Annotated in this window: 12 protein-coding genes; 4 read left to right on the top strand and 8 right to left on the bottom strand. The window is 55.4% G+C overall.

What is annotated here, in order from left to right; genetic code table 11:
• Positions 1 to 40 precede the first annotated feature (40 nt).
• Complete coding sequence (locus tag HMPREF1627_RS09135) at positions 41 to 1,303, bottom strand: class I SAM-dependent RNA methyltransferase (RefSeq protein ID WP_034503194.1); 1,263 nt, start codon at positions 1,301 to 1,303, stop codon at positions 41 to 43.
• Positions 1,300 to 3,306: an APC family permease gene (locus tag HMPREF1627_RS09130; RefSeq protein WP_034503191.1), complete on the bottom strand. Its 2,007-nt coding sequence runs from the start codon at positions 3,304 to 3,306 to the stop codon at positions 1,300 to 1,302. Before HMPREF1627_RS09130 ends, HMPREF1627_RS09135 begins: the two co-directional genes overlap by 4 nt.
• 122 nt (positions 3,307 to 3,428) lie before the next feature.
• On the opposite strand from HMPREF1627_RS09130, the gene HMPREF1627_RS09125 reads away from it, so the two are divergent.
• Complete coding sequence (locus HMPREF1627_RS09125; RefSeq protein ID WP_034503188.1) at positions 3,429 to 4,079, top strand: potassium channel family protein; 651 nt, start codon at positions 3,429 to 3,431, stop codon at positions 4,077 to 4,079.
• A gap of 3 nt (positions 4,080 to 4,082) precedes the next feature.
• Entirely contained in the window at positions 4,083 to 4,757 is a 675-nt protein-coding gene (locus HMPREF1627_RS09120) for a potassium channel family protein (protein ID WP_034503185.1), read from the top strand.
• On the opposite strand, the gene HMPREF1627_RS09115 is transcribed toward HMPREF1627_RS09120, so the two are convergent.
• Genes HMPREF1627_RS09115 through HMPREF1627_RS09100 form a run of 4 tightly spaced genes read right to left on the bottom strand, consistent with a single transcriptional unit; the run spans position 4,726 to position 6,701 of the window.
• Complete coding sequence (locus tag HMPREF1627_RS09115) at positions 4,726 to 5,376, bottom strand: DUF3159 domain-containing protein (protein WP_034503182.1); 651 nt, start codon at positions 5,374 to 5,376, stop codon at positions 4,726 to 4,728. The genes HMPREF1627_RS09120 and HMPREF1627_RS09115 overlap by 32 nt on opposite strands.
• On the bottom strand, positions 5,366 to 5,743 hold the full coding sequence (locus HMPREF1627_RS09110; protein ID WP_034503179.1) for an OB-fold nucleic acid binding domain-containing protein: 378 nt from the start codon (positions 5,741 to 5,743) through the stop codon (positions 5,366 to 5,368). The genes HMPREF1627_RS09115 and HMPREF1627_RS09110 overlap by 11 nt, the downstream gene beginning before the upstream one ends.
• A complete protein-coding gene (locus tag HMPREF1627_RS09105; RefSeq protein WP_034503176.1) occupies positions 5,736 to 6,380 on the bottom strand; it encodes a DUF3710 domain-containing protein in 645 nt (214 codons plus the stop codon). The genes HMPREF1627_RS09110 and HMPREF1627_RS09105 overlap by 8 nt, the downstream gene beginning before the upstream one ends.
• An 18-nt stretch (positions 6,381 to 6,398) precedes the next feature.
• On the bottom strand, positions 6,399 to 6,701 hold the full coding sequence (locus HMPREF1627_RS09100; protein WP_034503172.1) for a DUF4193 domain-containing protein: 303 nt from the start codon (positions 6,699 to 6,701) through the stop codon (positions 6,399 to 6,401).
• 173 nt (positions 6,702 to 6,874) lie between these two features.
• On the opposite strand from HMPREF1627_RS09100, the gene sepH reads away from it, so the two are divergent.
• A complete protein-coding gene (sepH, locus tag HMPREF1627_RS09095) occupies positions 6,875 to 7,831 on the top strand; it encodes a septation protein SepH (RefSeq protein ID WP_034503170.1) in 957 nt (318 codons plus the stop codon).
• On the opposite strand, the gene HMPREF1627_RS09090 is transcribed toward sepH, so the two are convergent.
• Together HMPREF1627_RS09090 and HMPREF1627_RS09085 are read right to left on the bottom strand one after the other, a co-directional pair.
• Positions 7,828 to 8,970 (bottom strand): alkaline phosphatase family protein, encoded by a 1,143-nt coding sequence (locus HMPREF1627_RS09090; RefSeq protein ID WP_034503167.1) that lies wholly within the window; start codon positions 8,968 to 8,970, stop codon positions 7,828 to 7,830. The two genes, sepH and HMPREF1627_RS09090, sit on opposite strands and share 4 nt — an antisense overlap.
• On the bottom strand, positions 8,957 to 9,493 hold the full coding sequence (locus HMPREF1627_RS09085; protein WP_034503725.1) for a DUF5998 family protein: 537 nt from the start codon (positions 9,491 to 9,493) through the stop codon (positions 8,957 to 8,959). Before HMPREF1627_RS09085 ends, HMPREF1627_RS09090 begins: the two co-directional genes overlap by 14 nt.
• Before the next feature lie 66 nt (positions 9,494 to 9,559).
• Between HMPREF1627_RS09085 and HMPREF1627_RS09080 the strand changes: the two genes are divergently transcribed.
• On the top strand, positions 9,560 to 12,025 hold the full coding sequence (locus HMPREF1627_RS09080) for a DNA gyrase/topoisomerase IV subunit A (protein ID WP_034503164.1): 2,466 nt from the start codon (positions 9,560 to 9,562) through the stop codon (positions 12,023 to 12,025).
• Positions 12,026 to 12,028 lie beyond the last annotated feature (3 nt).

Below are 12,028 nucleotides of genomic sequence, written 5' to 3'. Positions count from 1 at the left end.
CATTAGTGAGCCCAGCACGATGTGCTTAGTCGTCGCTGCATCAATCCTTGGTGAGGGCCGTCATCACCTCGAAATGATGCGTGTAGGGGAACAAATCCCACGCCCTCATATCCGCAATGTGGTAGCCCTTCTCGCACAGATCGTGAAGATCGCGAGAAGCAGCTGCTGGATCGCAGGAAACCAGCACAATGCATTGAGCTCCAGTGTTGGCCATCGCATGACACACTTCTTGACCTGCACCCGCGCGCGGTGGATCTGCAACGATGACTTCTACGCCACCGATGTAATCGTTCAACTCGCGCACTGCACCGCCATCCACATCACCGACGAATGGCTCACAGACGCTGCGCCCAAGGTTGTTCGCAGCATCAGCAACCGCGGCCTCGTCAGCCTCGAGCGTGACCAAGGCACCCTGGTCGCCTACGATGCGCGAAAGGGGAAGCGAAAAGAGCCCCGCGCCCGAATAAAGCTCCATAACCCGAGATGGGGAATGCGCGCTCACGATCTCTTCGACGTTTCGTGCCAAGACCTCGGCGCCGCTGCGGTGGGTCTGCCAAAAACCCCACGGGCGAACCGCGTATTCATCCATCCCTTGAGGATGTGAAATGCGCCAGTGCAAAGGTCCGTCCCAAGAATTACCTTCCCCATCCCAGCAACCCTGATCTGTGCAGATCACGGGAGTGCCACCAGGTGGTGCAATGAGGCGAACTCGAGAGCCCTGCGGGAGGGAAGAAAAGACCTCGTTACCTTCCCAAACGGGGAGTGCGTTGATCTGCGCTGATGCCAAGGGCATTGAATCTAGCCGCACAATCTTGTGGGAGCGATACTGACGCATCCCCAGAAATCCTTCCGCGTCAACAACACACTCAATGCGTGTGCGCCGCCCGAGAAGACTGCCGGATTCTTCATCACCGGGTGCGGGCCGGACTTCTACTCCGCCAATCGCATCGACCTGCTGCATAACGCGATCGCGGCCAATACGCCCGAGCTGGTCCAATAGAACTTCGCTCTTCCAGCGACGTTGACCTTCAGGACTCACATGCGCAAGTTCGCCGCCGCCCACGCCTCCAGGCCCGGCCGCCGGCCAGACGCTCGAAATTCTGTCTGGGCTGGCTTCAAGGATTTCTATACCCTCGGCCCAGGCCATACGTTTCTGTCGATCAATGATGCGCGCACGAACGCGCTCACCGGGCAAGGCATGTCGAACAAAAACCACACGTCCAGACTCATCGCGAGCGACGCAGGCACCGCCGTGTGCGGGAGCGCCAATCGTCAGTTCGCAAACTTCTTCGCCCCTGCTCATGCCCTCTCCTTTGCCTCACGCCGTTTGAAGGGATCGTTCACGCTCTGGCGTCCTTCAACCTCAGCTTCTTCACCGAGCTTCCACGGAACAATGGTCACGACAACGCCAGGAATACGAAGCAGAGACCGCGACAAGCGCAGTGCCATCTGATTGTGGAGCAGATTTTCCCACCAGTGGCGAACAAGGAACTCGGGAATATAAATCACGAGCATTTCTCCGGGGGAACGAAGCCTCCGTGCGCGCACATACGATTTCACGATCTGCGTGACATCTCTAAACGGAGAGGAAATCAATGTGAGCGGAACCGGAAGTCCCGATTCATCCCACTCGCGGCGAATATGTTCTTCTTCGTCAAGATCCGCGACCACTGAGACGATTTCAAGGTTGGTTGGCGATTGAACACGCGCTGTTGCGATTGCACGCATCGAAGGCTTTGACAGGTTAGACACCAATACCAGAGCCCTCACACGGGTGGGAAGGGCACGTCGCGCATGCCAGTCATCGATACGGAGCTGACCGCGAATCGTGTCATAGTGTCGACGAATCAGACGCTGAATGCCAAAGACAAGTGCGATCATGACGACAGTGATCCACGCTCCGTGCGTAAACTTCGTGACGAGAACGATGGTGAGGACAAAACCCGTCATCATAAAACCGACAATATTGATCGACCTCGAGCGCAAAACTTTACCGCGCTCTCCCCCATTTTGAGGCAGTCGAAGACGCTTATTCCAATGTCGGATCATTCCCAGCTGTGAGAGTGTGAAGGAGACAAAAACACCGACGACATAGAGCTGAATGAGGCGAGTCACGCTCGCATCGAAAAGAATAACCAAGGCTGAAGCGCCGACCGCCAAGACCATGATTCCGTTGGAATAAGAGAGCCGATCACCGCGCTTGTAGAGCTGGCGCGGTAAGAAAGAATCGCGTGAGAGGACCGAGGCCAGGGTCGGGAAGCCATTGAAGGCGGTGTTCGCAGCAAGAACGAGAATAAAGCCCGTCACTGCCGTTACCAGAATAAAGAGGACGGAGCCGTCTCCGAAGATTGTCGAGGCCAGTTGGCCAATAACCGGCGCAAAATGGACCTCAGGATGAGGCGTTCCGTTGAGGAATACCTTAGACGTATCGTCCACCATCTGTACCCCGGTGCGGCGTGCCAGCACAAGGATAGAAATCATCATCGTCGCCGCGATACTGCCCAGAAGTAGCAGAGTAATTCCGGCATTTTTCGATTTCGGGCGGCGAAAGTTTGGAACGCCGTTTGAGATTGCTTCGACGCCGGTTAGCGCTGCGCATCCGGATGAGAAAGCTCGCATGAGCAAGAAAGCGCCGCCCAGACCAACAAGTCCGTCAACGTGTGCGTTGCTCGCCTGAATCTCATAAGCAGCGCTGGCGGCCATGGGTAGATGGCCTGTGAAAAGTCGGATAAACCCGACGATCACCATGAGAGCGATCGCGAACATGTAGGTGTATGTCGGGATCGCGAAAGCGGTTCCTGCCTCGCGTGTTCCGCGCAGGTTAACAAGAGTGAGAAAGACGATGAGGCCCACAGCGATGGGAACTTCAGAACCCCGCAGGTGAGGAACGATAGTCGTGATGTAGTTTGCGCCCGAAGAAATTGACACTGCAACGGTGAGCACATAGTCGACTAGCAGAGCTGAAGCAACAAGAAGTCCCCAGCTCGGTCCGAGGTTGGTTGTGACGACCTCGTAGTCCCCGCCACCAGAGGGATAGGCATGAACCGTCTGCCTGTACGACAAGACGACCACAGCCAAAACGCAGGCAACAACGACCCCGATCCATACAGACTTGATCAAGGCTATTGACCCGGCAAGCGCCAAGGTCAGCAGAATTTCATCGGGAGCATAGGCCACTGATGACAGTGCGTCCGAAGCATAGATCGGCAAGGCAAGTCGTTTTGGAAGGAGCTGGCGAGCCGCGGCTTTCGAACGGATAGGGCGTCCGATAATTACTCGTTTCGCGGATTCAACGAATGAAGACACCTTATAAGACTATCCTTTGGAGGACCGAGCGTCATTTTTGTTCGACGGGTAACCGCTAAACAGTGTCAAGAGATGCTTTTTGCCCTTCGGGCGAGTAGCGTTGGAGTGTGCACTTCGTAATTATGGGTTGCGGCCGAGTGGGCGCAAGTCTTGCAGGCATTCTTGACGCGCAAGGCCACTCAGTCGCTGTGATTGATTCAGACTCCAAAGCCTTCCAGAGGCTCCCACGGGATTTTTCGGGACGCCGCGTTACTGGACTGGGCATGGACCGCGATACTCTCAAACAGGCGGGTATCAAAGATGCCTATGCTTTCGCTGCAGTATCCAGCGGAGATAATACGAATATCATTGCCGCACGTGTTGCGCGCGAAACTTTCCATGTTGAACGCGTCGTTGCCCGAATCTATGATCCCGAACGCGCCTTTGTTTACGAGCGCCTGGGTATTCCCACAGTTGCGACAGTCAAACGTACGACTGAATCAGTTTTGCGTCGCCTCATGCCTCCCGATGCCGCCGTCACCTGGACTCACCCTTCCGGTTTGGTCTCTCTGGTCACAGCGACACCGATCGCTGATTGGTATGGAATTCCCTTCCCAACTGTAGAGACGCTCACAGGCGAAAGAATTGCATTTGTCTCTCGTTTGGGAACGATTCTTCCGGCACGACCTGAGCTTGTTATCCAAGAATACGACCAGCTCTACTTTGCAATTTCGGGCGAAGATCCCCTTCCGCTCCGCGATGTTTTGACGCGTGCTCCGCGTATGGAGGACTGAGAGATGAAAATTGTTATTGCTGGAGCGGGTTCAGTGGGCCGCGCAGTCGCCTTGGAGCTTCTCGACCATGGCCATGAAGTCACGTTAATCGATAAGAAGCCTGATCAGCTGCGTGTGGCATCCGTCGCAGATGCCGAGTGGGTTTTGGCTGATGCTTGCTCTCCTGAGGCGCTTTCCGAGGCAGGTCTGCGAGAGGCTGACGTTGTCCTCGCCGCCACGGGAGACGATAAGGCAAACCTCGTCATCTCGCTCCTGGCCAAGACTGAATTTGCAATTCCTCGAGTAGTTGCACGTCTGAACAATCCGAAGAATGAATGGTTGTTCAATGCCTCGTGGGGAGTCGATGTTCCCGTCTCAACGCCGCGTATCATGACTGCGCTGGTGGAAGAAGCTATTTCTGTTGGTACGCCGGTTAAGCTCTTTGCTTTCAATTCAGCTCAGGCAGCAATGTATGCCTTTGTTCTTCCCGAGAATTCTCCGATTATCGGCAAGAGCATCGCAGATGTCGCTTTCCCACCGCGTGTCGTACTGAGCGCGATTTTGCGTGACGGAGAGCCTTTTGCCCCGCGGGCAGACGACCAATATGAATCTGGAGATGAGCTAGTCTTCCTTATTTCCGCACGCGGCGGTCAAGTCTTGGATGCGCTCACTCAGATGGTGACGGTGCCGCTCGATTGAAATCATCTTTGAGCAACCACCACGTCAGCCACGCTACCGGAATAAACAGGGGAATACCTAAGGCAATTTTCATGGCGGATAGCCATGCGACTTGGTCACTCAGCCATAGTGGTACCTGAACCACAAGCCGAATAATGAAAAGCGCCGTCCACACGAGTGTGAGCCAGACACACTTGCGTGCGAGTTCGCGCATTTCGCTCTGACGCATCCAATTCAGGGGTCGTCCAGTAAGCGCTCCAAATATGACGGCGACCAACGGCCAGCCGACGGCAAGGCTCAAAAGCAGAACAAGCGCACTGGCGGCATTTGTCAACAACCCCCAGGTAAAGAAATGAATACCACGGCCAGAAACAAGGGCCCAGACAACTGCAATAGCAACCCCGAATAGTCCCGAAATGGCCTGTACCACAGCCTGTCGTTGTGCAATTCGAATCACAGTAAAAATGACTGAGCACAGCGCCGATGCAAGCGCGGAATACACTAAAGCACCGCTTATGAGATACGCGCCTAAGAAGACCAAACCGGGGAGAACAGCCTCGGCTACTCCCCTAGCACCGCCAAGAACGCTGTGAAGAGAAAACTCTTCGTCAGCAAGCCAAGAGTAACGATTATTCGGCATTCTCTTCAGCAATCAGTCGGTAGAGAGGGTTGGTCATGACCTTCACACCATTGGTTAATCCGACAGTTCCTTCAACTTCAAGGTGAATTCCCGCATGCAAACCGGGGATATCAGTGCGCCCCGGCCATCGAAGAACGATCGTCCCTGTTCCGTCAAAGAGAGTCGCATCAATCAGCGGACGAATCTCTTCCGGGTAATAGGTCACCGATTGAATTGCACCAAATAGCACGGCCTCTTCACGAGGAAGAACATCGGCAACTGCCCGTCGTCCACGCTCTTCTCTGCTCCGCTTTTCATCGTCGGCGTCAAGGTCTTCTCGTGTTACAGAAAATAGACGCGAGATACGAGCAAAGATTTGCTTAAACATTCGGAACTTCGACACTTTCTTGCGAAGGCAGATGCAACGGGAGAAGATCGAGGCGCGGATGGGGTTCGCTGCCGCGAACAACAACGATTCGATCGATCAGTTCTTCGAAATCGCTGGCTTCTTGCCCGCCGAGAGCAGCCGGTCCAACCATATCGATGCGGGCAAACCAGCGGTCACCTTCTCGCCCGATAATACGAGTACGAGTCGTCCCCTCTGATCCGTCGGGTAGCGTCACCGACTCATCGACTTCAAGCTCGTGACCGTAGCGAGTGTGTCGATCACGTACGGTGCTTCCGCCTTCTTCATAAGCTGCACGAATTTGAGGGCGAAGCTCATCCCAGGTCCCACCCGAGCGGGGTGCGGCCGCGATGGAAAACTGAAGGCCTGACGAAGCCAAGACCAGCATGATACGGATGATGCTCTTGCCATCTTCGCCCGCTTGAGCGCGAATCTGCATTCCTGGGACAGCAGGGATACGCAACGATCCTAGATCAACGTAGTCCACCGAGGTGTCTACTTCGTATTCCTCACGAGGTCCAGGGATCTCCCACAACTCTGACTCATCGTAGAGCTGCGGAAGCTTTACCTCTTCGACCTCTTCTTCTACCTGAGATTCCTTACGCTTACGTCCGAACATAACTGAATTATCTCACGCTCAGCCGGCACACTCAGTGCAGACGGGCTGGCCGTTGTCATCTGTGTAGGCCAGCTGCGAAGCGTGATGCACGAGGAAACACATTGAGCAGGTGAATTCATCGTCCTGTTTGGGGACGACGTGAACCGTCAGTTCTTCCTTCGAAAGGTCAGCACCGGGAAGCTCAAAATTCTCTGCAGCTTCATTCTCGTCATCATCAACGTTGGCAGAGCCAGAATCGTTGCGGCGAGACTTCAGCTCTTCAATCGAGTCTTCCGCAACATCATCGTCATTCTTACGAGGTGCGTCGTAATCGGTAGCCATAATGCCCTCCCCTTATCTGTCGTGATGCGTCACGTTCACACACAACACATTCGCTGGGCTGCAGGGTAACACGTTGAAACTTTTCGCGCTACTGAAAAGGACACGCGCCCCAGCAATCGCCGATTTTCGCTGCATCTTTGAGAAAATCTGAGAGCAGATGCAAGGAGGAAACGATGATCGATCTTGATCTTCTCGGAGTTGGCGCTGACGAGGAAACACTGGTCTTCACGGATAGCGAGGGCCGTCGTTACACCACCCCAATTACCGATGAGCTACGCGGAGCCGTTCGTCGCGACCGTCCACGCATCGAGGCAGTGAGTGAGGATAAGCCTTTACGCCCTCGCGAAATTCAGGCGCTCCTCCGTGCAGGTGCGCGTGCTGTAGATATTGCACGCGAACACAATGTTGAGGTTTCCCAAATCACGCGTTACGAAGCCCCCGTTCAGGCTGAAAAGGATTACGCACTTTCACGCGCGCTTTCCAGTCACATCGGATCACTCCCGGACTCTCCGGTCATGGGAGATTTGGTTGTCGATCGTCTTGCTGCCCGAGGCGTTAGCCCGGATTCTCTTAATTGGTCGGCCTCACGCCAAGCGGATTCTCCCTGGGTCATTCAGTTGTCCTTTGTCCAGGGAGCCGTCGAACACGGCGCTCAGTGGCGTCTTCCTTCCTCCGGTCATCTCGAGGCCATTGACGAGGAAGCCCGCTGGCTTACCGAAACTGCCTCTCCGACGGGCGTTCAGACCTTCGCTGCTCTTCCGACCCCTGCGCCACTACCAACCGCGGACGAAGATGATATGCAGCAGCGCGAGGCGCTCATCGATCAGCTCAATTCTCAAAGGGGGAAGCCCCAAGAGATTGAATATGACATCGATGAAGACGAGGAGGATGAAGATCTTCCGCATCTTCCCGCGGGAGTTGAATCTCTTGCTGCACGAATCCATTCTTTGACGGAAGCACGTCGAAGCTCAACCCAGGCAGATGAAGAGACACAGTCTGGTGCCCAAACCGATGAGCCCCCGCTTCCTTTGGAACAGCTCGAAGATGTGCCCTCGGCACCTGCGCCGAAGAAATCAAAGCGGCGTTCAGTACCGAGCTGGGACGAAATCGTTTTCGGCTCGCGCGCCTAAGCCAGGCGAATAAGCGGGATGAGCATTTCCTCTTGGGTCAAGGAGCCGTGAACGCCGGTAAGGGACATCGCGCCTGCACTTTGCGTGCGGCTGTCGACGATCCCACCACGGCCTCGTGAAAAAGCAACAAAGTCACCCGTTTCGGCTAGGCCGGGGCCGTCTCCCATCAATTCGGACAGCTCGCTAGGCCCCACAACCCAAGCCCGCTCACCAAGGAAGTTATCCCAACGCTCTTGAACGCGTTCGGGATCTTCACCGCGCTCGCAGTGGACATGAACCGCGCGTGTCTCCCCTGCGACCACGCGAACTCCATCGCGCAAAGCAGGCGTCTGTGCGACGTCAAGAATCTGCGAGAAATCAATGTTGACCATGCCGTGGTCTGCAGTGAGCACAACGCGCACACCAGCAGGGATTCGTGAAAGGAAGCGTCCCAGTCCGGCGTCAAAGTCTTCAAGCGCATCGCTCCACTGCGTTGAATCGGTACCGTAAGAGTGTCCACAAGCATCGATATCGGACCAGTAGAGGTAGACAAGCTTCCTGCCCTGTTTCAGCTCAGTCACCGCTGCATCACAGCGCTCATCCCAGCCAGTTGCGGGAACAAAATGGGCGCCACGTAGCGCTGCGGTGGTGAGCCCCGATCCAGCGAACTTAGCGGGAAGAATAGTCGCACTCTGAATTCCCAACTCGCGGAGTTCTTCAAAATATGTAGGACATTGCTGCCAGTGCGCGGGATCAATCCCCTCGGTAAATGCAAGGAGATTGAAGATCTGCTCGCCATGAAACACGCTATAGCCCACCATGCGCGTTCGGCCCGGGAGCTGGCCAGTTCCGCAGGCCGTAATACCCGCTGCCGTTGTTGAAGGAACAACCGAGTATGCAGCCTCAATACCGTCACGAAAACTGCGAAGAGTTCTGGCGTGCCCCAAGTGCTCTTGAAGGGGAAGCAACCCCAAACCGTCGACAAGAATAACGACCACTGCATCAGCCGATGGCATTGCAAGTCGCCGAGCAAGATCAGGGCGAGCAAAAGCTAACGATGGGATAACAGCACCCAGCGCAGTCGGAATAACATCAGTCAAAGAGATGTCGTTATCCCCTGCCATACACGCGCCACGCGCACGAAGATTAGAGATGCTCATCGCTGATCACCTGCGTGAGAGTATCAATCAAGTTCTGAGCATCTGCACATGCTCGCGCACCATCTCCAAGCTGCGAGATTCGGATCGTCACATCATCTGGATAGGTGCGAGCCTGGAAACCATGATCAGCCTGGCAAGAGGGATCATCGCAGCGAAGCGACTCAATGTCGCTGCGTCTTTGAGAAGCCATGTCGACGCTGATCGTAATTTCGCTGATCTCCTCGTTATCCGTCGGATCTGCAAAAACTTCTTGGACTGAAACTCCACGAATCGCCCGTACTGAGTGCACGGCGGAAGTCACAACAGCACTGTGATTGTCTGCCTCGTCAATGTGGACTTGAATAAAAGAAGTGCCGGTGAGAATCAGAATCGTCAGGTGACGGAACATGGATCCGCGGTCAAATGCAGCCTCGACTTGAACGACGGACGCCTTGACTTCGTGATCACCAACGAGCCGATGAACAGCGCGCGTGGCCAGCTGCGGGAAGAAACCCGCACGTTCAATGTCGAGATCCAGTTTCACCACACAATCTTAACAAGAGCGGCGTGTACTTGGCGGATTCTGAACCTTTTCGTAGAGAATCGACCCATGCGAACAAAGGAAGAAAAACTGATCCTGCCCGAGGATGATCAGAACATTACCGAGATTGATGTTTCCTCAGAAATGCGGGGTTCCTTCCTCGAATACGCTGTCTCTGTTATCCACGCACGTGCACTTCCTGATGCTCGAGATGGCCTAAAGCCTGTCCAGCGTCGCATTCTCTTCCAAATGGACCAGATGGGGCTGCGTCCCGATCGTGGTCATGTGAAGTCCCAACGCGTGGTCGGCGAGGTCATGGGTAAGCTTCACCCCCACGGCGATTCCGCAATTTATGACGCACTTGTTCGACTCGCACAGCCCTTCAATCTTCGTGTTCCACTGGTTGATGGACACGGTAACTTCGGTTCGCTCGATGATGGTCCAGCAGCAGCACGTTATACGGAAGCTCGCATGGCCCCTGCAGCGTTGGACTTGGTTGCTTCCCTTGATGAAGACACGGTCAATTTCGTTCCCAATTACGACAACCAATTCATGCAGCCCGAAGTACTACCTGCTGCTTTCCCTCAATTGCTCGTCAATGGCGCCTCGGGAATCGCCGTCGGCATGGCAACGAATATTGCCCCCCATAATCTGGCAGAAACGATCGCTGCTGCCCAGTATCTTTTGAAGAATCCTGAGGCAACAGTTGCCGACCTCATGCGATACGTCCCCGGGCCGGACCTTCCCGAAGGCGGCGTGATCGTTGGACTCGAGGGTGTCAAAGAAGCCTACGAAACCGGGCGGGGTTCCTTTAAAACTCGTGCCAAGGTCCAAGTTGAACGCGTTACGGCGCGAAAGATGGGGCTCATTGTCACTGAGCTTCCCTACATGGTTGGCCCCGAGAAGGTCATCGAAAAGATCAAGGAGAATGTCTCTGCAGGTCGTCTCAAAGGCATTTCGGCAGTTCAAAACCTTACCGACCGTATCCACGGCCTTCGCCTAGTCATTGAAATCAAGAACGGGTTTAATCCAGAAGCTGTTCTCCAGCAGCTCTATGCGCGAACGCCTCTTGAAGATTCTTTCTCGATCAACGCCGTCGCCCTGGTCGATGGAAAGCCCGAAACCTTGGGCCTCAAAGAAATGCTGCGCGTTTTCCTAGACCACCGCATCGAGGTCACGACCCGACGCTGTGAATTCCGTCTTTCTAAGCGTCGCGATCGACTTCATTTGGTCGAAGGCCTACTGATCGCAGTCCTTGATATTGATGATGTCATCGCGATTATCCGTTCCTCCGACGATGTGGAAACTGCACGCGATAGGCTCCAAACTGCTTTCGATCTTTCCGAAGTCCAGGCCAACCACATCCTCGAATTGCGCCTGCGTCGCCTCACAAAGTTCTCACGTCTTGAGCTTGAATCCGAACGCGACGAATTGAACGCGAAGATTGCAGAGCTTGAAGAAATTCTGGGTTCCCAAGAGCGCCTTTATGAACTCATTAGCAATGAAATGAGCGACGTCGCTAAGCGTCTGGGTACTCCGCGTCGCACTCTCCTCTTGTCGGCGACTGGCACCCAAGTAGATCAGGCGCTTCCTGGCGCTGCCCTCGCAACCCTGCCAACGGCCTCGGGCAAAGCCTCAACGATGGCTCTTGAGGTACCCGACGATCCGTGCGTCGTCGTGCTTTCCGCTCAGGGAGGTCTCGCTCGCGTCGAAGGTGGAGATCCGATCGAGGCCGGGCCACGTGCCTCCCACGATGGAATCCGCGCGCAATTGATATCGACCGCCCGTTCGCAAATTGCCGTCGTAACAGCAGACGGGCTTGCGCACCGCATCGAAGTTGTCGATCTTCCCGCTCTTCCCCGTTTTGAAACCGGGCTTTCATTCGCCGCTGCGACTCCTAGCGCGCTTCTGCTTCACACGGATTCTCCCGCTATCGGGCTTTTGGATCCCGAGGCATCGACCGTCATGGCAATGGGAACGCGGATGGGTGTCGTCAAGCGACTCAAGCCCGATGTCCTCCAGCGTGACGAGTGGGAAGTAATCTCCATGGAAGACGGAGACGAATTGGTTGGTTTTGCGCCGAGTACCGACGCATCAGACCTCGTCTTTATTACTTCGGACGCACAACTTCTGCGTACTCCAGCCGACAAGGTGCGCCCGCAGGGACGTACTGCCTCGGGAATGGCGGGAATGAAGCTTTCCGACTCCGCGCATGTGCTGGGATTCTGGGTAGTTGATGCACCAGAAGAAGCGCTCGTCGTCACAGTTGCTGGGGCAGCTGGAGCTCTCCCCGGAACCGGTCAGACGACCGCAAAAGTGACGCCTCTTGCCCTGTATCCCTTCAAGGGACGAGGCACTCAAGGCGTACGCGTCCAGCGTTTCCTTCGCGGGGAAGACCGCTTGGATATTGCCTGGGTCGGCGAAAATCCCCGCGCGGCCTCGGCGGACGGAAGCCCCGTGGAACTGCCAGCCCCCGACGAGCGACGTGACGGTTCAGGGACCCCACTCACTCACGCGATCGCTACGATCGGCTAGCGC

It is taken from the genome of Actinomyces sp. S6-Spd3 (assembly GCF_000758755.1).
In the GTDB taxonomy this organism is placed as follows: domain Bacteria; phylum Actinomycetota; class Actinomycetes; order Actinomycetales; family Actinomycetaceae; genus Pauljensenia.
Note: the sequence above shows the minus strand (reverse complement) of the source record. Positions and strands in the feature narration are given on the sequence as shown.

What these genes read in the sequence shown, in the direction of transcription:
- HMPREF1627_RS09135 (WP_034503194.1), bottom strand. Translation starts at nt 1,303, where the DNA reads ATGAGCAGGGGCGAAGAAGTTTGCGAACTGACGATTGGCGCTCCCGCA.
- HMPREF1627_RS09125 (WP_034503188.1), top strand. Translation starts at nt 3,429, where the DNA reads ATGGGTTGCGGCCGAGTGGGCGCAAGTCTTGCAGGCATTCTTGACGCG.
- HMPREF1627_RS09120 (WP_034503185.1), top strand. Translation starts at nt 4,083, where the DNA reads ATGAAAATTGTTATTGCTGGAGCGGGTTCAGTGGGCCGCGCAGTCGCC.
- HMPREF1627_RS09115 (WP_034503182.1), bottom strand. Translation starts at nt 5,376, where the DNA reads ATGCCGAATAATCGTTACTCTTGGCTTGCTGACGAAGAGTTTTCTCTT.
- HMPREF1627_RS09110 (WP_034503179.1), bottom strand. Translation starts at nt 5,743, where the DNA reads ATGTTTAAGCAAATCTTTGCTCGTATCTCGCGTCTATTTTCTGTAACA.
- HMPREF1627_RS09105 (WP_034503176.1), bottom strand. Translation starts at nt 6,380, where the DNA reads ATGTTCGGACGTAAGCGTAAGGAATCTCAGGTAGAAGAAGAGGTCGAA.
- HMPREF1627_RS09100 (WP_034503172.1), bottom strand. Translation starts at nt 6,701, where the DNA reads ATGGCTACCGATTACGACGCACCTCGTAAGAATGACGATGATGTTGCG.
- sepH (WP_034503170.1), top strand. Translation starts at nt 6,875, where the DNA reads ATGATCGATCTTGATCTTCTCGGAGTTGGCGCTGACGAGGAAACACTG.
- HMPREF1627_RS09090 (WP_034503167.1), bottom strand. Translation starts at nt 8,970, where the DNA reads ATGAGCATCTCTAATCTTCGTGCGCGTGGCGCGTGTATGGCAGGGGAT.
- HMPREF1627_RS09080 (WP_034503164.1), top strand. Translation starts at nt 9,560, where the DNA reads ATGCGAACAAAGGAAGAAAAACTGATCCTGCCCGAGGATGATCAGAAC.